The 20,863-nt window shown below is 64.4% G+C and carries 18 protein-coding genes; 10 read left to right on the forward strand and 8 right to left on the reverse strand.

The window, feature by feature from the left end; translation table 11 throughout:
* Positions 1 to 184 precede the first annotated feature (184 nt).
* Together zigA and KVG96_RS24770 are read left to right on the forward strand one after the other, a co-directional pair.
* Positions 185 to 1,390 (forward strand): zinc metallochaperone GTPase ZigA, encoded by a 1,206-nt coding sequence (zigA, locus tag KVG96_RS24765; protein WP_217894401.1) that lies wholly within the window; start codon positions 185 to 187, stop codon positions 1,388 to 1,390.
* Entirely contained in the window at positions 1,390 to 2,040 is a 651-nt protein-coding gene (locus KVG96_RS24770; protein WP_217894402.1) for a DUF1826 domain-containing protein, read from the forward strand. The genes zigA and KVG96_RS24770 overlap by 1 nt, the downstream gene beginning before the upstream one ends.
* A gap of 4 nt (positions 2,041 to 2,044) precedes the next feature.
* On the opposite strand, the gene KVG96_RS24775 is transcribed toward KVG96_RS24770, so the two are convergent.
* Positions 2,045 to 2,398 (reverse strand): NADH:ubiquinone oxidoreductase, encoded by a 354-nt coding sequence (locus KVG96_RS24775; protein ID WP_217894403.1) that lies wholly within the window; start codon positions 2,396 to 2,398, stop codon positions 2,045 to 2,047.
* Between the two features lie 25 nt (positions 2,399 to 2,423).
* Between KVG96_RS24775 and KVG96_RS24780 the strand changes: the two genes are divergently transcribed.
* Entirely contained in the window at positions 2,424 to 3,395 is a 972-nt protein-coding gene (locus tag KVG96_RS24780) for a CobW family GTP-binding protein (protein ID WP_217894404.1), read from the forward strand.
* A 1-nt stretch (position 3,396) separates the two neighbouring features.
* Here the strand turns inward: KVG96_RS24780 and KVG96_RS24785 are convergent, their stop codons facing one another.
* Positions 3,397 to 3,810, reverse strand: coding sequence for a DUF3301 domain-containing protein (locus KVG96_RS24785; protein ID WP_085630450.1), 414 nt, complete (start codon positions 3,808 to 3,810; stop codon positions 3,397 to 3,399).
* A 117-nt stretch (positions 3,811 to 3,927) separates the two neighbouring features.
* Between KVG96_RS24785 and pdxY the strand changes: the two genes are divergently transcribed.
* Complete coding sequence (gene pdxY, locus KVG96_RS24790; protein ID WP_085579166.1) at positions 3,928 to 4,800, forward strand: pyridoxal kinase PdxY; 873 nt, start codon at positions 3,928 to 3,930, stop codon at positions 4,798 to 4,800.
* A gap of 102 nt (positions 4,801 to 4,902) precedes the next feature.
* On the opposite strand, the gene KVG96_RS24795 is transcribed toward pdxY, so the two are convergent.
* Positions 4,903 to 5,385, reverse strand: a complete 483-nt coding sequence (locus tag KVG96_RS24795; RefSeq protein WP_085579164.1) for an acyl-CoA thioesterase — start codon at positions 5,383 to 5,385, stop codon at positions 4,903 to 4,905.
* Positions 5,386 to 5,667: 282 nt separating this feature from the next.
* On the opposite strand from KVG96_RS24795, the gene KVG96_RS24800 reads away from it, so the two are divergent.
* Positions 5,668 to 7,431 (forward strand): cation:proton antiporter, encoded by a 1,764-nt coding sequence (locus tag KVG96_RS24800; protein ID WP_217894405.1) that lies wholly within the window; start codon positions 5,668 to 5,670, stop codon positions 7,429 to 7,431.
* A 26-nt stretch (positions 7,432 to 7,457) separates the two neighbouring features.
* Here the strand turns inward: KVG96_RS24800 and KVG96_RS24805 are convergent, their stop codons facing one another.
* The 4 genes from KVG96_RS24805 to uvrD form a co-directional block, all read right to left on the reverse strand.
* Entirely contained in the window at positions 7,458 to 7,865 is a 408-nt protein-coding gene (locus KVG96_RS24805) for an SMI1/KNR4 family protein (protein ID WP_217894406.1), read from the reverse strand.
* 137 nt (positions 7,866 to 8,002) lie between these two features.
* A complete protein-coding gene (locus KVG96_RS24810) occupies positions 8,003 to 8,881 on the reverse strand; it encodes a Tim44 domain-containing protein (protein WP_217894407.1) in 879 nt (292 codons plus the stop codon).
* A gap of 176 nt (positions 8,882 to 9,057) precedes the next feature.
* Complete coding sequence (locus KVG96_RS24815) at positions 9,058 to 9,498, reverse strand: EamA family transporter (protein WP_217894408.1); 441 nt, start codon at positions 9,496 to 9,498, stop codon at positions 9,058 to 9,060.
* 142 nt (positions 9,499 to 9,640) lie between these two features.
* Positions 9,641 to 11,824 carry a DNA helicase II gene (uvrD, locus tag KVG96_RS24820; protein WP_217894409.1) on the reverse strand — a complete coding sequence of 728 codons (2,184 nt, stop codon included), beginning with the start codon at positions 11,822 to 11,824 and terminating at the stop codon, positions 9,641 to 9,643.
* A 257-nt stretch (positions 11,825 to 12,081) separates the two neighbouring features.
* Here uvrD and KVG96_RS24825 point away from each other — a divergent pair, with 257 nt between their 5' ends.
* The 3 genes from KVG96_RS24825 to KVG96_RS24835 all read left to right on the forward strand — a co-directional run bounded on the left by KVG96_RS24825 (position 12,082) and on the right by KVG96_RS24835 (position 16,360).
* A complete protein-coding gene (locus KVG96_RS24825) occupies positions 12,082 to 14,955 on the forward strand; it encodes a GGDEF domain-containing phosphodiesterase (protein ID WP_217894410.1) in 2,874 nt (957 codons plus the stop codon).
* Between the two features lie 151 nt (positions 14,956 to 15,106).
* On the forward strand, positions 15,107 to 15,973 hold the full coding sequence (hexR, locus tag KVG96_RS24830) for a transcriptional regulator HexR (protein ID WP_085579149.1): 867 nt from the start codon (positions 15,107 to 15,109) through the stop codon (positions 15,971 to 15,973).
* 174 nt (positions 15,974 to 16,147) lie between these two features.
* A complete protein-coding gene (locus tag KVG96_RS24835) occupies positions 16,148 to 16,360 on the forward strand; it encodes a PA3496 family putative envelope integrity protein (RefSeq protein WP_085579147.1) in 213 nt (70 codons plus the stop codon).
* Here the strand turns inward: KVG96_RS24835 and KVG96_RS24840 are convergent.
* Positions 16,302 to 17,264, reverse strand: a complete 963-nt coding sequence (locus KVG96_RS24840) for a LysR family transcriptional regulator (RefSeq protein WP_217894411.1) — start codon at positions 17,262 to 17,264, stop codon at positions 16,302 to 16,304. The two genes, KVG96_RS24835 and KVG96_RS24840, sit on opposite strands and share 59 nt — an antisense overlap.
* 191 nt (positions 17,265 to 17,455) lie before the next feature.
* Here KVG96_RS24840 and KVG96_RS24845 point away from each other — a divergent pair, with 191 nt between their 5' ends.
* Positions 17,456 to 18,871, forward strand: coding sequence for an acetyl-CoA carboxylase biotin carboxylase subunit (locus tag KVG96_RS24845; protein WP_085579143.1), 1,416 nt, complete (start codon positions 17,456 to 17,458; stop codon positions 18,869 to 18,871).
* Between the two features lie 100 nt (positions 18,872 to 18,971).
* Positions 18,972 to 20,780, forward strand: a complete 1,809-nt coding sequence (oadA, locus tag KVG96_RS24850; RefSeq protein ID WP_217894412.1) for a sodium-extruding oxaloacetate decarboxylase subunit alpha — start codon at positions 18,972 to 18,974, stop codon at positions 20,778 to 20,780.
* Positions 20,781 to 20,863 lie beyond the last annotated feature (83 nt).

Consider the following 20,863-nt stretch of genomic DNA (forward strand, 5'->3'; position numbering starts at 1 on the left):
GTACAGCTTCCTGCGCGACGGCGCTTGGAGCAAGAGAAGAGTGGTCAATTCATATTGTTATACTATAACATAAATTTGAATCGCCTTTACCCCCTGATTTTCAAGCGCCTGCTTCTGTGGTGGCCTCCTGGAGGCTTCAAGAGCGCCAGATCGCAAAAACCGACCGTTTGATGAGGATTACCCCATGTCATACATGTTGCCAGTGACCGTTTTGTCAGGCTTTCTCGGCGCGGGAAAGAGTACGCTTCTGAATTACGTACTACGTAATCGGGGCGGTCTGCGTGTGGCCGTCATCGTCAACGATATGAGCGAAATCAACATCGATGGCAGCGAAGTCCAGCGTGATGTCAGCCTGAACCGCTCCGAAGAGAAGCTCGTGGAGATGAGCAACGGCTGCATCTGCTGTACGTTGCGCGAAGACCTGCTCGAAGAGGTCGGCCAGTTGGCCCGTGAGGGCCGTTTCGATTACCTGCTGATCGAGTCCACCGGCATTTCCGAACCGCTGCCGGTCGCCGAAACCTTCACCTTCCGCGACGAGCAGGGTCAAAGCCTGGCTGACGTCGCTCGCCTCGACACCATGGTCACTGTAGTCGACGGCTTGAATTTCCTGTCCGACTACCAGGCCGCCGAAAGCCTCGCGGCAAGGGGTGAAGTCCTGGGGGAGGAGGATGAGCGCTCGATCACCGACCTGCTGATCGAACAGATCGAGTTCGCCGACGTGCTGCTGATCAGCAAGATCGACCTGATCGGCAGCCGCGAGCGGGAGGAACTGATGGCCATCCTCAGGCGCCTGAACGCTCAGGCCGAGATCATTGCGATGGTGATGGGCGAAGTGCCGCTTGCGAAGATCCTCAACACCGGCCGTTTCGACTTCGAGAAGGCCGCCCAGGCCCCGGGCTGGCTGCAGGAGCTGCGCGGCGAACATGTTCCGGAAACCCAAGAGTACGGCATTGCCTCCACGGCCTATCGGGCCCGGCGTCCGTTCCACCCGCAGCGCTTTTTCGACTTCCTCAACCGGCCCTGGCTGAACGGAAAGCTGCTGCGTTCCAAAGGATTCTTCTGGCTGGCCAGCAAACCCGCTGATGCCGGCAGTTGGTCGCAGGCCGGCGGCCTGATGCGCCATGGCTTCGCCGGGCGCTGGTGGCGGTTCGTACCGAAGGAACAATGGCCGCAGGATCGGGAAAGCACTGCCGCGATCATGGAAAACTGGACGGCCAGCGTGGGAGATTGCCGCCAGGAGCTGGTGTTCATCGGTCAGGACATCGATTTCGCGCAACTCACGGCGGATCTCGATGACTGCCTGCTGAGCGATGCGGAAATGGCCGTCGGTGCGCAAGGCTGGCGGCAGTGGCCGGATCCGTTCGGCCCTTGGCACGAAGAGGCCGCCTGATGCTCGCCTTGAACCCGTCGTATCGCGCCACTCGCGTACAGCATCAGGGGGCGACCCCGCAGGACCTGGCGCGGATCCTCGAGGACGACGCCAACCTCGCTGTCTGGCAACGGCAGCTGCCGTTGCACATCGCGGATTTCGCGGATCTGCTCCTGTCGCTCGAGGTGCCGTACGCCGAAGCGCTGTGCCTGGAACTGCCCGACGAGGAGGCGGAGCCGGATCTGTCGGGCCTGGCCGGCGAGTTCCGCGACCTGGCCGGCCACGAAGCGTTTGTCGCCGACCTGAAATGGCTGACCGGCGCCTTCGCCTGCCTGCTCGGCGCCACGCGCATCGGCCTGCGCCTGCGGGTGCTGGACAAGGCCATGTGCCCGCGGTTTCACGTCGATCATGTGCCGGTGCGCCTGATCACCACGTATGCCGGCATCGGCAGCGAATGGCTCAGCGAAGGGTCGATGGATCGCCGCCTGTTGGGCAACCCCGACGCCGAGCCTGCCGAGCCGTCGCGCATCCAGCGGCTGAACGCCGGTGAAGTGGCCCTGCTCAAGGGCGAGAAATGGCACGGAAACGAAGGGTTCGGCCTGATCCACCGTTCGCCGCAGCCAGCGCCGGGCCAGCGTCGGCTGATGCTCACCCTCGACTGGCTCGGCTAGCGCCTCAAGGCTTGAGCCAGCGGCCGTGGCTCTGGTTTTCGCAGTACGGTTGCAGGTATGCCGCGTCGGTGGCCACGCCGTAATAGTGGATATCCTGGCGATAGGGCATATTGGCGACTTGCGCGTCGCTGCAGACGCCGAAGGCGCCTGCAGGGCATTGGTCGACATACTCGACCTCGACGGTCTGCCCGGCCAGCGTGGGCCGGCAGAAGCCGTCGCTGAACAGTTTCTGCGGGATGTTGCGGTTCTGCTGGCAGACCTTCACGTCCAGCCGTTCCGCCTGGCTGCGCACCACGCAGGCCTGGGCCAGCGCCTCGCCCGACACCAGCGTCAGCAACAACCATCCCATCCACCGCATCTTCGACCTCCAGAACACTTCAGCCATGTTGCAGAACATTCCCACCCACGTCATCGCCGGGCCGCTGGGCGCAGGCAAGACCAGCCTGATCCGCCGGCTCATGGCCCAGCGCCCGGCGCACGAGCGCTGGGCGGTGCTGATCAACGAATTCGGCCAGATCGGCCTCGACGCCGCACTGCTGACCCGCGACGCCGATGGTATCGCACTGGGCGAAGTGGCCGGCGGCTGTTTGTGTTGCGTCAACGGCGCGCCGTTCCAGGTCGGGCTCGGTCGGCTGCTGCGCAAGGCCAGGCCGGATCGCCTGTTCATCGAGCCGTCAGGGCTGGGGCATCCGGCGCAGTTGCTCAAGCAGTTGGGCGAGGCGCCCTGGCTGGGCGTTCTGGCCGTGCAGCCTTGGGTGCTGGTGCTGGACGCCCAGGCATTGGCGGCCGGCAAGCCGCTGCCGGACACTCAAAGGCAGGCTTTGGCCGGCGCCGGCCTGCTGTTGCTGAACAAATCGGAAAACCTCGCGGAGCCAGCGCGGCAGGCAATCGCCGCGCAATTGCCGGCGGTGAGGAGGGTCTGGACCCAGCAGGCACAGCTGCCGTTGGCGGAACTGCCCGGCCTGGACGTGCAGGCGGTGGCGGGCGTCGACCGGCTGAACGTGCCGGAGGCGCTGGCGCAGATCCCGGCGGTCTGGAGCGATCCGGCGCTGCCGATCTGCCTGCACCAGGCCCGGGACGGTGGCTGGAGCATCGGCTGGCGCTGGCACCCCGGGCAGGTTTTCGACAGCGCGCGCGTCCGGCAATGGCTGGAAAGCCTGGTTTGGCGTCGGGCGAAACTGGTGATCCACAGCGCCGACGGCTGGCGATCGATGAATGCCCTGGATAACGCGCCGGCGCCATGGCAGCCCAGCGAATGGCGTAAGGACTCGCGGATCGAGCTGATCTTCGCCGAGCGGCAGGATGTCGCGACATTGCAGGCAGGTCTGGCGGGTTGCCGGACCGGGATCTTCTAGCTCAGGGCTTCCACTTGGTGTGTTCCTGCCGCCACTGGCTCAGCTCGATCACTTCGGCCCGGGGCTTGGCGACGTCCGCCACCGGCGGCGCCTCGTCGAACGGCGCCGGGTAGGGCGCCAGTTCGATCTGAGCGCTGTGCGCGCCGAACTGGGTGATGGTGCCGTTGTGGCGGGTCTCGCCCGTCACGGTGAATTCGAAGCCGTAGACCCGGGCCAGCCGCCGGCGGCCGCTGGCGTCCTTGATGAAGCCGATCCGCTTCAGCGCGACATTCCCGTCGAGCAGTTCGACGCCGACGTTCACGCAATGCTGCTTGACCCGTTCCAGCGCGCGCTCCCGCAAGCCGTGGTTGTGCCAGAGCCATGCGCCGGCGGCGGCGAACAGCATCAGCACGAATATGTTTTCCAGGGTCAGCATCAACAGGGGACTCCAAAAGAGGGCATCAGCTTAACTGCGTCGCCGGTCTGTCGTACAGGCTGCGTTTCGTCGCATACTGCGCGGCTTGAATTTCAATCGTTTTACGGAAAATCCCGAATGAAACGTACGCCTCATCTGCTCGCCATCCAGTCCCATGTGGTGTTCGGCCACGCCGGCAACAGCGCTGCGGTTTTTCCGATGCAGCGGGTCGGGGTGAATGTCTGGCCGCTCAACACCGTGCAGTTCTCCAACCACACCCAGTATGGCCAGTGGGCCGGCGAAGTGCTGCAGCCGCAGCGGATTCCGGAGCTGGTCGAAGGCATCGCCGCCATCGGCGAGCTGGGCAACTGCGATGCGGTGCTGTCGGGCTACCTGGGCAGCGCCGCCCAGGGCCGGGCGATTCTCGAGGGGGTGGCGCGGATCAAGTCGGTCAATCCCAAGGCCCTTTACCTGTGCGATCCGGTGATGGGGCATCCGGAGAAGGGCTGCAGCGTGCCGGCGGAGGTCAGCGACTTCCTGCTGGAAGAGGCGGCGGCGGTGGCCGATATCATGTGCCCGAACCAGCTGGAGCTGGACAGTTTTGCCGGGCGCAAGCCGCAGTCGCTGTTTGATTGCCTGGCCATGGCCCGCGCGTTGCTCGCCCGAGGTCCGAAGGCGGTGCTGGTCAAACACCTGGACTACCCGGGCAAGCCGGCCGAAGGGTTCGAGATGCTGCTGGTGACGGCCGAGGGCAGCTGGCATCTGCGCCGTCCGCTGCTGGCGTTCCCCCGTCAGCCGGTAGGGGTGGGCGACCTGACGTCCGGGCTGTTCCTGGCGCGGGTGCTGCTGGGCGACAGCCTGCTGGCGGCGTTCGAGTTCACGGCGGCGGCGGTGCATGAAGTGCTGCTGGAGACCCAGGCCTGCGCCAGCTACGAATTGCAGCTGGTGCGGGCCCAGGACCGGATCGCCCATCCGCGGGTGAAGTTCGAGGCGACACCGATCAGCTTGTGACCCACGGATCCTGTAGGAGCCTGCCTGGCGATGGCGTCAGTGGAGACACCGCCTGACAGCGGCGGTGCAGGCTATCGGTGAAACGACTTCAAGCCGAAGGGTTCACGCGTCGCCCTTGATCTCCTGATAGCGCTTCTCCAGCTCCTGACGAATTTGCCGGCGCTGCTGGGCCTGCATGAAACGGCGCTTCTCCTCGCTGTTCTGCGGCTGCAGCGGCGGCACCGGCGCAGGTTTGCGCTGGTCGTCCACCGCAACCATGGTGAAGAAGCAACTGTTGGTGTGGCGCACCGAGCGTTCGCGGATGTTCTCGGTCACGACTTTGATGCCGACTTCCATCGAGGTGTTGCCGGTGTAGTTGACCGACGCCAGGAAGGTCACCAGTTCGCCGACGTGGATCGGCTCGCGGAAAATCACCTGGTCCACCGACAAGGTCACCACGTAGCGGCCGGCATAACGGCTGGCGCAGGCGTAGGCCACTTCGTCGAGGTATTTGAGCAGGGTGCCGCCATGGACATTGCCAGAGAAGTTGGCCATGTCGGGTGTCATCAGTACCGTCATTGACAGCTGGGCGTTTCCGGGTTCCATAACGTTCTCACGGGTCAAGGCAGGATTGCTGGAGGAAGCGCCTCTGCGGGCGCCTGGTCGTTTTTCAAACCACCGTTATCGGGACGCCGGGCAACTGGCCGCCGTCACGCCCGATCGATCTGTTTCCATATATTGCACCGCCTTTCAGCCGGAAGTCGCGGTGTTACCCTGCCAAAGCCACTTCCCAAGGGCGATTCCCACACCAAAAGCGGATTTTCATTCAGCTCGCCCCGCCTGTTTTCCAGGCCATTGGCGAGCCTTGCCATTCAAGGAGCCCACGCCATGCATGCCATCAGTTTCATTCAGGACCTGGCAGTGATCATGTTGGTCGCGGGCGTGGTGACCGTGCTCTTTCACCGCTTCAAGCAGCCGGTGGTGCTCGGCTACATCGTCGCCGGGTTCATCATCGGCCCGCACACGCCGCCGTTCGGCCTGATCCACGACGAAGACACCATCAAGACCCTCGCCGAACTGGGGGTGATCTTCCTGATGTTCTGCCTGGGCCTGGAGTTCAGCCTGCGCAAGCTGTTCAAGGTCGGCGCAACGGCGTTCATCGCGGCCTTCCTCGAAATCGTGCTGATGATCTGGATCGGCTACGAAATCGGCCGCTGGTTCGACTGGAACACCATGGATTCGCTGTTCCTCGGCGCGATCCTGGCCATTTCCTCGACCACCATCATCGTCAAGGCGCTCAATGACCTGAAGATGAAGAACGAGCGTTTCGCCCAATTGATCTTCGGCGTGCTGATCGTCGAGGACATCCTGGGCATCGGCATCATCGCCTTGCTGTCGAGCATCGCCGTCAGCGGTACGGTGAGTTCTGGCGAAGTGTTCTCCACGGTCGGCAAGCTGTCGTTGTTCATGATCGTCGCGTTGGTCATCGGCATCCTGCTGGTGCCGCGTCTATTGGCTTACGTGGCGAAATTCGAAAGCAACGAGATGCTGCTGATCACCGTGCTGGGCCTGTGCTTCGGCTTCTGCCTGCTGGTGGTCAAGCTGGAATACAGCATGGTGCTGGGCGCGTTCCTGATCGGCGCGATCATGGCCGAGTCACGGCAACTGCTGAAGATCGAGCGCTTGATCGAACCGGTTCGCGACCTGTTCAGCGCCATCTTCTTTGTCGCCATCGGTCTGATGCTCGACCCGATGATCCTGCTGCAGTACGCCTGGCCGATCGCGGTCATCACCGTGGCGGTGGTGCTCGGCAAGATGCTTTCCTGCGGCCTCGGTGCCTTTATCGCCGGCAATGACGGACGCACCTCACTGCGGGTCGGGATGGGGCTTTCGCAGATCGGCGAATTTTCGTTCATCATCGCGGCGCTGGGCATGACGCTGCAGGTCACCAGCCATTTCCTCTATCCGGTGGCCGTGGCGGTTTCGGTCATCACCACGTTGTTGACGCCGTACCTGATCCGCGCCGCCGATCCGCTGTCGATCAAGCTGTCCGCCGCCATGCCTCAGCGCCTGGGGCGGGTGTTCGGCCTCTACGGCGAATGGCTGCGCAGCATCCAGCCCCGTGGCGAAGGGGCTTTGCTGGCGTCGATGATCCGGCGGATCCTGCTGCAGGTCGGGGTCAATCTGGCGCTGGTGATCGCGATTTTCCTGGCCGGCGCCTTTTTCGCCGGGCGCATTTCGGTCTGGCTGCAGGATTGGATCGCCGATCCGGGCTGGCAGAAGGCGTTGATCTGGGGGGCGGCGTTGCTGGTGTCGTTGCCGTTCCTGATCGCGGCTTACCGCAAGCTCAAGGCGCTGTCGATGCTGCTGGCGGAGATGGGCGTCAAGCCGGAAATGGCCGGACGCCATACGCAGCGGGTGCGGCGGGTGATTGCCGAAGTGATTCCGCTACTGTCGTTGCTGGTGATTTTCCTGCTGTTGGCAGCCTTGTCGGCCAGTATCTTGCCGACCAACAAGTTGCTGGTGCTGGTCGCCGTGGTGGCGGCCGCCGTGGCGGCGCTGCTCTGGCGCTGGTTCATCCGCGTGCACACACGGATGCAGGTGGCCTTGCTGGAGACCCTCGACAACCACAAGGAGCCGTCGGGGCACTGAGGGCCGCCCTGGGCCGGCGGGGCGGATCAGCTTTCCAGCCAGACGTCCCGCGCCCAGTGCCAGACCGATTCCCACGACTCTTCGGTGATCAGTTCCTCTTCGCCCGACCACAGCACCACGGTGCCGTCCTCTTCGACGCAGTAGTAATCATCGCCGTCCTGACAGATGGGGATCAGGTCGCGCGGCACGCCGGCGTCCCAGGCGTTCGCGGCCACCTCCGGCAGGTAGGTGTGGGACTGCGGATCGGTGACGGTCACCGGCTCCAGGCTGCCGTACACCACGTCGCTGACGGTCAGCAGGAACTCTTTGAAGACGAACGGGATGTTGATGAAGAGCTCCTCCTCGATCTCCACCAGCTGGTCTTCGTCAGGCAGTTCCAGGGGAACCGGCACGGGCTCGTTGGCTTCGCGCAGTTGTTCGATGATTTCTTCCACGTCCGGGATCCTCTTGCTTGTATGGCGCGGTTTGCATGGGGCGGTTTATACAGTAGCTCGCTATGGATGCAACCGCGAAATAGAAAACCCCGGCCTGGGCCGGGGTTTTCGGTACTGCATGGCTGACGCGCCTGGGATCAGCCGTTCTGGCGGATACCGGCCACCAGCCAAGGCTGGTTTTCGCCTTGCGGACGTTCCATGTTCCAGCTTTCGCTGAACACTTCGCCCTGGTCGAAACGCGAGGTCTTCGACACGCCGCTGAAGGTCAGGGTGGCGATGGTCTTGTCTGCGCGGTCATCCACGCCGTCCAGTTGTACCTGGAGGTTGTCGATGTAGGTGGACTGGAAGCCGTCGCCCAGGTCCGCGCGCTCGCGCTTGAGGAAGTCGAGCATCTGCGGGGTCACGAACTCGGCGATCTTGTCCATTTCGTTGGCGTCCCAGTGCTGCTGCAGGGCCTGGAAGTGGCTGCGGGCGGCTTCGAGGAAGCGCTGTTCGTTGAACCAGGCCGGTGCGTTGATCACCGGACGGGCGGCAGGGGCTGCCGAACCGCCGAAGATCGAGCCCATGGCGGCCGGCTTCTGCTCGAACGCTTCACGCTGCATCGGCGCATGGCCGGCCGGCGCGAACTGGTCCTGCTGCTTGCGGCGACGGGCGGCGATGAAGCGGAAGATCACGAACGCGATGAGGGCCATGATCAGGATGTCGAAGAACTGCATGCCCTGGAAGCCGTCGCCCATGAACATGGAGGCGAGCAGGCCGCCGGCGGCGATGCCGGCCAGCGGGCCCAGCCAGCGCGAGGCACCGCCGGCCTTGGCGGCCGCGCCTGCGGCACCGGCAGCACCGGCGGTCGCCGCAGCGCCGCCCATGCCCGGGGAAGAAGGAGCCATCTGGCTGGTCTGGTGCGTCGGCGCGGCGCCGGAGCTTTTGCCACCACCGAAGCGCTTGGCTGCGTTGACATCGAGGCTCATCGTCAGGCCGATGCACAACGCCATGGCGATGCTGAGGAAACGTTTCATAAAGGGTATTCCCGTTTGTGGAGAGCACGCGCGCCATGTTGCACAGCTGAAGTGTCACTGGCTAGCGGCAGAGTGTTTCGGGCTTTTGCCTGACAGGTTAGGTTCAGCTCGGTCGAGGCAATAGGGCCATGTACATTTGTCTGTAGGAAAAATAGGAAGGTTCAGCGGGTTTCTATTCAGCGGCGCAAGGCCAACAAGACGACGCCCGCGGTGATCAGGCCGATCCCGCCCCATTGGCGCAGGTCGAGCTTCTCGCCCAGCAGGACCGCGCCGAGCACCGCCACCAGCACCACGCTGAGCTTGTCCACCGGGGCGACCAGCGAGGCCGGGCCGACCTTCAGGGCGCGGAAGTAGCACAGCCACGACGCGCCGGTGCCCAACCCGGACAGCAGCAGGAACAGGTAGCTCCTGGCGGAGATCGATCCCAACGACTGATATTGGCCCGTCGCGTACAAAATCAAGGCCAGGCTGACCAGCACCACGAAGGTGCGCAGCAGGGTGGCGAAGTCGGAATTGACGTTCTCGATGCCGACCTTGGCGAAAATCGCGGTCAGCGCGGCGAACAAGGCCGAGAGCAGGGCCCAGAAGGTCCACGAGGAGAAGAAGCCTGAGCCCATGAGTCGCTCCCTGTCGGATCAAGGTTCACACGCGCCACTGAGGGAGCGAGCCTGCCCGCGATTGAAACGCCGCGGTTCGACCGACGAACCGCATTGAAGTCATCGCGAGCAGACCCGCTCCCGCAGAAAGGCGGATTCAGTTTCAGATCGCTTCCAGCTTCGCGTAGCCCAGCATCAGCCACTTGCTGCCTTCGCTGAAGTTGACCTGCACCCGCGCCTGGGCGCCGGCGCCTTCGAAGTTGAGGATCACGCCGTCGCCGAAGATCGAATGGCGCACGGCCTGGCCGAGGCTCAGGCCGGTCTCCGGGATCGCGCTGCCGCTGAACAGGCTGCTGCCGCTCATCGACTGGTTGCCGCCGAACGGACGGCTGACGCTGTTCGACAGGCGCACTTCCTGAATCAGGCCTTTGGGCACTTCGCGCACGAAACGCGACACCTTGTTGTAGGTTTCGCTGCCGTACAGGCGGCGGGTCTCGGCGTAGGTCATCACCAGGTTCTGCATGGCCCGGGTGATGCCGACGTAGGCCAGGCGCCGCTCTTCTTCGAGGCGACCGGGTTCCTCCAGGCTCATCTTGTGCGGGAACAGGCCTTCTTCCATGCCCACCAGGAACACGTAAGGGAATTCCAGGCCCTTGGCGCTGTGCAGGGTCATCAGTTGAATGCTGTCTTCGTGCTCGTCGGCCTGGGTGTCGCCGGCCTCCAGCGAGGCGTGGCCGAGGAACGCCGCCAGCGGCGTCAGGTCCTCGTCCTCGTCGGTGTTCTCGAAGTTGCGCGCGGCGCTGACCAGTTCCTCGAGGTTTTCCACCCGGGCCTGGCCTTTCTCGCCTTTTTCCGCCTCGTGGTAGGCGATCAGGCCGGACTGCTCGATGACGGTCTGGGTCATCAGGTGCAGCGGCATGTCGATGCACTTGGCGGCCAGGTTCTCGATCAGTTCGATGAACGCGCCCAGGGCGCTTGCCGCACGCCCGGTCAGGCCTTTGTTGGCGACCAGCTGGCGCATCGCTTCCCACATCGACACATCGCTGTGGCGCGCGTGCTCGCGGATCGCCTCGACGGTCTTCTCGCCGATGCCCCGGGCCGGGACGTTGATCACCCGTTCCAGCGCCGCGTCGTTGCCGCGGCCTTCCAGCAGGCGCAGGTAAGCCATGGCGTTCTTGATCTCGGCCCGTTCGAAGAAGCGCTGGCCGCCATAGATGCGGTACGGGATGCGTTCGCGCAGCAGGGCTTCTTCCAGGACGCGGGACTGGGCGTTGGAGCGGTAGAGAATCGCGATGTCGCTGCGGGACAGGCCGGTCTTCAGGGCGCTTTCGATGGTTTCGACCACGTAGCGCGCTTCGTCGTGTTCGTTGAACGCGGCGTACAGGCTGATCGCTTCGCCGTCGCCACCGTCGGTCCACAGCTCTTTGCCCAGGCGCCCGGTGTTGTTGGCGATCAGGGCGTTGGCGGCCTTGAGGATGCCGGCGGTGGAGCGGTAGTTCTGCTCCAGGCGGATGGTTTCGGCGTCCGGGAAGTCGGCGGAATACTGGTGGATGTTCTCGATCTTCGCCCCGCGCCAGCCGTAGATGGACTGGTCGTCGTCACCCACCACCATCAGGCTGTCGCCGCCCTTGGCCAGCAGCCGCAGCCAGGCGTACTGCACGGCGTTGGTGTCCTGGAACTCGTCCACCAGGATGTGCCGGAAGCGCTTCTGGTAATGGGCCAGCAGGCCCGGATGGTCGCGCCACAGGTCCAGGGCGCGCAGCAGCAGTTCCGAGAAGTCGATGACCCCGGCGCGCTGGCACGCGGCCTCGTAGGCTTCATAGATGCCGCGCATGGTGGCCAGGAACAGGTCGCCGCCGGCCTGGATGTGCTGCGGGCGCAGGCCTTCGTCCTTCTGCCCGTTGATGAACCATTGGGCCTGGCGGGCCGGCCAGCGCTGCTCGTCCAGCCCCAGCTCGCGGATCACCCGCTTGACCAGCCGCTGCTGGTCGTCGCTGTCGAGGATCTGGAAGGTCTGGCTCAGCCCGGCCTCCTGCCAGTGCGCCCGCAGCAGGCGGTGCGCCAGGCCGTGGAAGGTGCCCACCCACATGCCGGCCGGGTTGATGCCCAGCAGTTGCTCGATGCGGTGGCGCATCTCGGCGGCGGCCTTGTTGGTGAAGGTCACCGACAGGATGGAGTGGGGCGAGGCGTTTTCGACCTGGATCAACCAGGCGATACGGTGCACCAGCACTCGGGTCTTGCCGGAGCCGGCACCGGCCAGGACCAATTGACGGCCAACGGGGGCCGCTACGGCCTGGCGTTGGGCATCGTTGAGGGAGTTCAGCAGAAGGGAGAGATCATCGCGCATCGGGGCATTCTAGGGTGCGCCGCAGGCCCGGGCAAACCGAGCGTTGCATGAACCGATGAAAGCACTGCCGATGACGACCGGTCGGTCATCGGCTGCACCCGTTGACCCGCGTGGTTCCGGGGCTTTTGCGAGGTCATCGGCGTCGGAAAGTTTCGGTGAAATTATGATCTGGAGCAGTTTGGCAAGTGAATCGGCTTGTGTATGCTCCGTCCACGTTTCGGGCCCATGCTCACCTTATAAGAACAAGAACATTGCCTATGACCCTCAGCCCCGACCTGTCGGGCCCCCTCGTGGAGCCCCGGGTTATCCGCAAGCACTACGCCATGCAGATGGCGGTCGAGCGCACGCGCCTGCTGTATCAGGGCTCACTGTTGCCCACCTTGTTCATGCTGATCAACGGTCTGGTCTGCGCCGGCCTGCTCTGGAGCCCGCAGCGCTATTTCGTGGTCAGCGTCTGGCTGGTGTGGCTGCTGTCTCTGGTCGCCTTGCGGGTGATTCAGGTCGCCGCCTTCGATTCGGCGATCCCCGACCGGCAGGCCCAGCCCGTCTGGCGCCGGATGTTCCTGCTGGGCTCGACCATGACCGGCTTGACCCTGGCCGGCGCCGGCATCGCCCTGGTGCCGGCGGACAACTTCATGCAGCAGGCCTGGGTGTTCGGCCTGATCGGTGCCGCGACCCTGTCGGCCAGCGTCGCCTACGCCGTGAGCATTCCGGCATTCCTGTCCTTTACCTTGCCGTGCCTGCTGCCGGCCATCGGCTACCTGTTCTGGGGCGGCGATGAGCAGGCCCGCGGCTGGGGCTGGCTGGGGCTGATCCTGCTCGGTTCGCTGAGCGTGGTGGCCTGGCAGGTCAACCGGCTGATCGACCGCGGCCTGCTGCGGCGTTTCCAGAACCAGCACCTGATCGAACACCTGCAGCAGGCGCAGGCGCGCAGCGAGCAGCTCAACCAGGAGCTGGCCAAGGAAATCGAGCAGCGCCGCTGCGCCGAGGGCCGTTTGCGCGAGGCCCAGGTCGAGCTGGAAGACCGGGTCGCCCAGCGCAGCCGTGAACTGGACGCCGCCAACCAGGCCCTGAGCAAAAGCGAGGCGCGCCTGGCGCTGGCGCTCAAGGCCAGCGAGCTGGGCCTGTGGGACTGGAACCTGCAGACCGACGAAGTCCATCACACGCAGATCCAGGAACTGTTCGGCATCGATCCTGAGTACGTCACCGGGCTGCTCAGGCATCTGCGCCCGCGCCTGCACCCCGAAGACGTGCCGCCGCTCAAGCGGGCGCTGATCGAGCACCTCAAGGGCCGCACCGAGGACTATCAGATCGAATACCGCGTGCGCCACGGCGACGGCCACTGGGTCTGGATCGAAGACCGCGGCCGCGCCGTGGAGCGCAGCGACAGCGGGCAGGTCACCCGGATGGTCGGCACCCGGCGCGACATCAGCGTCAGCAAAAGCCAGGAAGCGCAGCGGCAACTGGCGGCAACGGTGTTCGAGGCGGCCAGCGAGGGCATCGTGATCCTCGACCCGAACTACTCGCTGATCGCCATCAACCAGGCGTTCAGCCGGGTCACCGGTTACGACATCGAAGACATGCTCGGGCGCAACGTCGTCGAGCTGCCGTGCAGCCGCGATGCCCGCCGGCACTACGTCGCGATCCGCCATGCGCTGGAGCAGCACGGCACCTGGCAGGGCGAACTGGTGGAAACCCGCAAGAACGGCGAACTGTACCCGCAGTGGCTGCAACTGAACGCCGTGCGCGATGGTCGGGGAAACGTCAGTCATATCGTCGGCTTCTTCGCCGACCTGTCGGCCCGGCGCGAATCTGAAGAGCGCATGCGCTTCCTGACCCATTACGACGAACTCACCGGTCTGGCCAACCGCTCGCTGTTCCGCGAGCGCCTGCACGAGGCCCATCAGCGTGTGCGTCAGGGCGGGCGGCGCAGCCTGGCGCTGCTGCACATCAACCTGGACCGGTTCAAGCTGCTCAATGACAGCCTGGGTCACGAGGTCGCCGACCAGTTGCTGCAACGGATGGCCCGGCGGCTGGTCAGCGCGCTGCCGGAGGCGGACACCATTGCGCGTTTGTCCGGCGACGAGTTCGCGGTGCTGTTCGATGCCTACGGCAACCTGTCGAGCCTGGCGCGGGTCGCCACGCGGTTGCTGGCCAAGCTGCGCTTGCCGCTGACCGTGGAAGGGCATGAGCTGGTGGTCAGCGCCTCCATGGGCATCAGCCTGCTGCCGGACAGCGCCCGGGAGATCGCCGCGCTGGTCAGCCAGTCGAACATGGCCATGCAGCACGCCAAGCACCTGGGCGGCAACAACTTCCAGTTCTACACCGACAGCCTGCAAGCCAGCACCCTTGAGCGCCTGCAACTGGAAAACCAGTTGCGCAAGGCGATCGAAGACAAACAGCTGCACGTGTTCTATCAGCCGAAGCTGTGCCTGGCCACCGGCCGCCTGAACGCCGCCGAAGCATTGGTGCGCTGGGATCATCCGACCCTGGGCCGGGTGCCGCCGGGTGACTTCATCGGGCTCGCCGAAGAGACCGGGCTGATCGGCCCCATCGGCGAGTTCGTCCTGCGCCAGGCCTGCCAGCAGGCCTGCGAGTGGCAGCGCCAGGGGCTGGAGCCGATCCGGGTGTCGGTGAACCTGTCGGTGCATCAGTTGCGCCAGGGCAAGCTGGCCAGCCTGGTGCGCCAGGTGCTGGAGGAAACCGGCCTGGCCCCGCACTACCTGGAGCTGGAACTGACCGAAAGCCAGTTGCTCGACAGCGTCGAGCACATCATCGCCACGTTCCAGCAGTTGCGCGACCTGGGGGTGAAGCTGGCCATCGATGACTTCGGCACCGGCTATTCCTCCCTCAGCTACCTCAAGCGGATCCCGGTGGATTACGTGAAGATCGACCAGGCGTTCATCCGTGGCCTGGGAGAGGGCAGCGAGGACGCGGCGATCACCCGCGCGATCATCGCCATGGCCCACGGACTGGCGCTGAAGGTGGTGGCCGAAGGCGTCGAGCGGCCCGAGCAGTTGGCGTTCCTGAAGGCCGAGGGCTGCGACGAAGTGCAGGGTTATCTGATCAGCCGCCCGGTGGAGGCCGATGCCCTGGCGGATCTGCTGCGCGGGCAGGAAAACCTGCGCTGAAGGGCTACATGCGGCGGATGCCGCCTGATACGGGGAGATCGAGTGATGCATTGAGCAGGCAAAAAGCCAATTCATGTAGTATAACTACAAGCTTGCTACATGCCTTGCGACTGCCCATGGCAAGCACCTGACCACAACAAGAGTCCAGCCCTTGAATCTGCTGCAACATATCGCCCAGTCACGTCACCTGTTACGCAAGTCGGAGCTCAAGGTCGCCGACCACGTGCTGCTTGACCCTGCGGCGGTGATGCACAGTTCCATGGCCGACCTGGCCCACAGTGTCGGTATCAGCGAGCCGACCATCGTGCGCTTCTGCCGGGCCATCGGCTGTTCCGGTTTCCAAGACCTCAAGCTCAAACTGGCGCAGAGCCTGGCCGCGGGCGCCAGCTTCGGCCAGTTCGCGATCCATGAAGACGATTCGGTCGCCGACTACAGCCTGAAGATCTTCGACACCACCCTGCACACGCTGATGGAGGTGCGCGAGAAGCTCGATCCGCAGGAACTGCAGCGGGCGGTGACCCTGATGTCCCAGGCCCAGCGCGTCGAGTTCTACGGCTTCGGCGCGTCCGGCGCGGTGGCGGCGGATGCGCAGCACAAGTTCTTCCGGCTGCTGCTGACGGCGGCGGCGTATTCCGACCCGCACATGCAGGCGATGTCCGCCGTGACGCTGAAGCCGACCGACGTGGCGATCTGCATTTCCCAGTCCGGCCGTTCCAAGGACCTGCTGATCACCGCCAACCTCGTCCGTGAAAGCGGCGCGTCGCTGATCACCCTGTGCCCGAGCCAGACGCCGTTGGCCGAGCTGTCCACCGTCAACCTGGCGATCGATGTGCATGAAGACACCGAGATCTACACGCCGCTGACCTCGCGCATCGCCCACCTGGTGGTGATCGACGTGCTGGCGATGGGCGTGGCCATGGCGCGCGGCCCGAGCCTGGTCAACCACCTCAAGAGCGTCAAGCGCAGCCTGCGCAGCCTGCGACTGTCGCCCAAGGCCGTGAAGCCGCTGGACGACTGACGCCGCAGGATCCTGCGGTCAGGGCGCCCGCTTGTGGCGAGGGAGCTTGCTCCCGTCGCCCTGTGCGGGCCAGCGGGAGCAAGGCAGATTCATCAGCCTGTAACCCCCGCGCCGCCAAACCGTCATCCCCCGGGCCTATCGTGAAACTCCCGTACTCGCCTTGGGAGACTCGAAATGGCTCAGCCCTACGAAGAACGCAACAGCGCTGCGAAAACCCGCCGTCAACAGGAAGACCAGCGCCGCATGGAGTTTCGCCGCGCCATCGAAGACCGCTTCGAATTGCGCCAGCTTCAAGCCGAAATCAGCGACGTTCCCTCGGATTTCGAGTTCAACTACTGGCAGGCGGCACCGTCGGCTTCCCGGCGAAGCGCTCAACCAGCGCGCTGATCTGCGCACGTTCGCTGCGGATGAACGCCAGGAAGGCGTGAGCCACCGGTGACAGGCGCTTGGCCTTGGCCTGCACCAGGCACCAGCTGCGCAGCAGCGGCAATTCTTCGACCGGCAGCTCCACCAGGCCGCCGGTCGCCAGCTCCAGGTTCAGGGCGTGGCGCGTCAGCAACGCCAGGCCCAGGCCGGCCAATACGCACTCGCGCTGGGCTTCGGCCGAGGCCACTTCCTGGGTCTGGGTGAAGTGCACGCGCTTCTCCTTGAAGTACTCCTCGCAGGCCATCCGCGTGCCTGAGCCGGGCTCGCGGATCAGCAGGGTGTAAGGCTCAAGGTCCTGCAGGCGCAGCGGCCCCATGTGCGACAGCGGATGATCCGGCGGCGCCACCGCCACGATCGGGTTGTTGAGGAACGGCAGGAATTCCAGGCCCATGTCCTGGGGCACCATGGACATGATCACCAGATCGTCGCGGTTGTCGGAAAGGCGGCGGATGACTTGTCCGCGGTTGACCACCGTCAGTTGCAGGTTCACTTCCGGGTGCTGGCGCTTGAAGGCGGCGAACAGGTGCGGCACGAAGTACTTGGCGCTCGACTCCACCGCCAGTTTCAGTTGGCCCTGCAGCGATCCCTGCATGTCCGAGAGCTGCATGTCGAGGTTTTCCAGGCGGCCGAAGATGTCCCGGCTGGCCCGTTGCAGCGCTTCGGCGGCCTCGGTCATGTAGAGCTTTTTGCCGACATAGTCGAACAGCGGCTGGCCGATCAGCTCTTCGAGCTGACGGATCTGTAGGCTAACGGCCGGTTGCGTGAGGGACATTTCGTCGGCGGCGCGGCTGTAGGAGCGCAAGTCACACACTTCGTTGAAGATCTGCAATTGACGCAATGTCATACGCATCAAAGACTTACGCATTTTCTACAGGCTCTGGCGACGGCTGGGTGCAATGACTATAAGTCTTTACTTATGCCTGTCCCAATTTTTATTCATTTTTGTTAATCCCTTGCCGGCGCTAGTGTGAAGCGGCGACCAGATTGAAACATTTGGTCACGCGTCGACCTGGGTCTAGCAGGTCGTGGTTACCACCGGCTCAAGGGAACCTCCAAGTGATAACAAAGATCCTGATCGCCAACCGTGGTGAGATCGCCGTACGAATCGTGCGTGCCTGCGCCGAGATGGGCATCCGCTCGGTGGCGATTTTCTCCGACGCCGACCGGCATGCCCTGCATGTGAAGCGTGCGGACGAGGCCCACAGCATCGGTGCCGAGCCGCTGGCCGGTTACCTCAACCCGCGCAAGCTGGTGAACCTGGCGGTGGAGACCGGCTGCGATGCGCTGCACCCCGGTTACGGTTTCCTGTCGGAAAACGCCGAACTGGCGGAGATCTGCGCCGAACGCGGGATCAAATTCATCGGCCCGTCGGCGGAAGTGATCCGTCGCATGGGCGACAAGACCGAAGCGCGCCGCAGCATGATCAAGGCCGGCGTACCGGTCACGCCGGGTACCGAAGGCAACGTTTCGGGGCTCGAAGAGGCCCTCAGCGAAGGCGACCGCATCGGTTACCCGGTGATGCTCAAGGCCACCTCCGGCGGTGGCGGCCGGGGCATCCGCCGCTGCAACAGCCGCGAAGAGCTTGAACAGAACTTCCCCCGCGTGATCTCCGAGGCCACCAAAGCGTTCGGCTCGGCGGAAGTGTTCCTGGAAAAATGCATCGTCAACCCGAAGCACATCGAAGCGCAGATCCTCGGCGACAGTTTCGGCAACGTGGTGCACCTGTTCGAGCGTGACTGCTCGATCCAGCGCCGCAACCAGAAGCTGATCGAGATCGCCCCAAGCCCCCAACTGACCCCGGAGCAGCGCGCCTACATCGGCGACCTGTCGGTGCGCGCCGCCAAGGCCGTGGGCTACGAGAACGCCGGCACCGTGGAGTTCCTGCTCGCTGACGGCGAGGTGTACTTCATGGAGATGAACACCCGGGTGCAGGTGGAGCACACCATCACCGAGGAAATCACCGGGATCGACATCGTCCGCGAACAGATCCGCATCGCCTCCGGCCTGCCGCTGTCGGTGAAACAGGAAGACATCCAGCACCGCGGCTTCGCGCTGCAGTTCCGGATCAACGCCGAAGACCCGAAAAACAACTTCCTGCCGAGCTTCGGCAAGATCACCCGCTACTACGCCCCCGGCGGGCCGGGCGTGCGCACCGACACGGCGATCTACACCGGCTACACCATTCCGCCGTTCTACGACTCGATGTGCCTGAAGCTGGTGGTCTGGGCGCTGACCTGGGAAGAGGCCATGGACCGCGGCTTGCGCGCCCTCGACGACATGCGCCTGCAAGGGGTCAAGACCACGGCGGCGTACTATCAGGAAATCCTGCGCAACCCGGAATTCCGTAGCGGCCAGTTCAACACCAGCTTCGTCGAAAGCCATCCGGAACTGACCAACTACTCGATCAAGCGCAAACCCGAAGAGCTGGCCCTGGCCATCGCTGCCGCCATCGCCGCACACGCGGGATTATGAATGAGACAGCTGCAGGCTTTCAGCTGCAAGCGGCAAGTAAGGCCGATGTGCTTTTGCTTGACGCTTCTGGCTTGCCGCTTGCCGCTATGAGGAGATACCAATGACTAAAAAGATCTTCGTAACCGACACCATCCTGCGTGACGCCCACCAATCGCTGCTCGCGACCCGCATGCGCACCGAAGACATGCTGCCGATCTGCGACAAGCTCGACAAGGTCGGCTACTGGTCGCTGGAAGTCTGGGGCGGCGCGACGTTCGACGCCTGCGTGCGCTTTCTCAAGGAAGACCCGTGGGAGCGCCTGCGCCAACTGCGCGCCGCGCTGCCCAACACCCGCCTGCAGATGCTCCTGCGCGGCCAGAACCTGCTGGGCTACCGCCATTACAGCGACGACGTGGTCAAGGCGTTCGTCGCCAAGGCCGCGGTCAACGGCATCGACGTGTTCCGCATCTTCGATGCGATGAACGACGTGCGTAACCTGCGTGTGGCCATCGAAGCGGTGAAGGCCGCCGGCAAGCACGCCCAGGGCACCATCGCCTACACCACCAGCCCGGTGCACACCATCGAGGCTTTCGTGAATCAGGCCAAGCAGATGGAAGCCATGGGCTGCGACTCGGTGGCGATCAAGGACATGGCCGGCCTGCTGACCCCGTTCGCCACCGGCGAACTGGTCAAGGCGCTGAAGGCCGAGCAGTCGCTGCCGGTGTTCATCCATTCCCACGACACCGCCGGCCTGGCCGCGATGTGCCAGCTCAAGGCCGTCGAAAACGGCGCCGACCACATCGACACCGCCATCTCCAGCTTCGCCTGGGGCACCAGCCACCCGGGCACCGAATCGATGGTCGCCGCCCTCAAGGGCAGCGAGTTCGACACCGGCCTGAACCTGGAGCTGCTGCAGGAGATCGGCCTGTACTTCTACGCCGTGCGCAAGAAGTACCACCAGTTCGAAAGCGAGTTCACGGCGGTCGACACCCGCGTGCAGGTCAACCAGGTGCCGGGCGGCATGATTTCCAACCTGGCCAACCAGTTGAAAGAGCAGGGCGCCCTGAACCGCATGAATGAAGTGCTGGCGGAAATCCCGCGGGTTCGCGAAGACCTGGGCTACCCACCGCTGGTGACCCCGACCTCGCAGATCGTCGGCACCCAGGCGTTCTTCAACGTGCTGGCCGGCGAGCGCTACAAGACCATCACCAACGAAGTGAAGCTCTACCTGCAAGGCGGCTACGGCAAGGCGCCGGGCACGGTGAACGAGCAGCTGCGCCGCCAGGCCATCGGCAGCGAGGACGTGATCGACGTGCGCCCGGCGGATCTGCTCAAGCCGGAAATGACCAAGCTGCGGGCCGACATCGGCGCTCTGGCCCAGTCCGAAGAGGACGTGCTGACCTTCGCCATGTTCCCGGACATCGGCCGCAAGTTCCTCGAAGAGCGTGCCGCCGGCACCCTGACGCCGGAAGTGCTGCTGCCGATCCCGGAAGCGGGCAAGGTGGCTTCGGCGGGCGGTGAAGGCGTACCGACCGAGTTCGTCATCGACGTCCACGGCGAAACCTACCGGGTGGACATCACCGGCGTCGGCGTGAAGGCCGAAGGCAAGCGCCACTTCTACCTGTCCATCGACGGCATGCCGGAAGAGGTGGTGTTCGAGCCGCTCAACGAATTCGTCGGCGGCGGCAGCAGCAAGCGCAAGCAGGCTTCGGCACCGGGCCATGTCAGCACCACCATGCCGGGCAACATCGTCGATGTGCTGGTGAAGGAGGGCGACACCGTCAAGGCCGGCCAGGCTGTGCTGATCACCGAAGCCATGAAGATGGAGACCGAAGTCCAGGCGGCCATCGCCGGCAAGGTCACCGCCATTCATGTCGCCAAGGGCGACCGGGTGAATCCGGGTGAGATCCTGATCGAGATCGAGGGCTGACCCACAGCGCCGATGCAACGCTTTATACCTCGGGGGGGCATGTGCCCCCCTTTTTTTGTCCGCCATTTGCGACGGGAACGGCC

It is taken from the genome of Pseudomonas ekonensis, from assembly GCF_019145435.1.
Taxonomy (GTDB): Bacteria; Pseudomonadota; Gammaproteobacteria; order Pseudomonadales; family Pseudomonadaceae; genus Aquipseudomonas; species Aquipseudomonas ekonensis.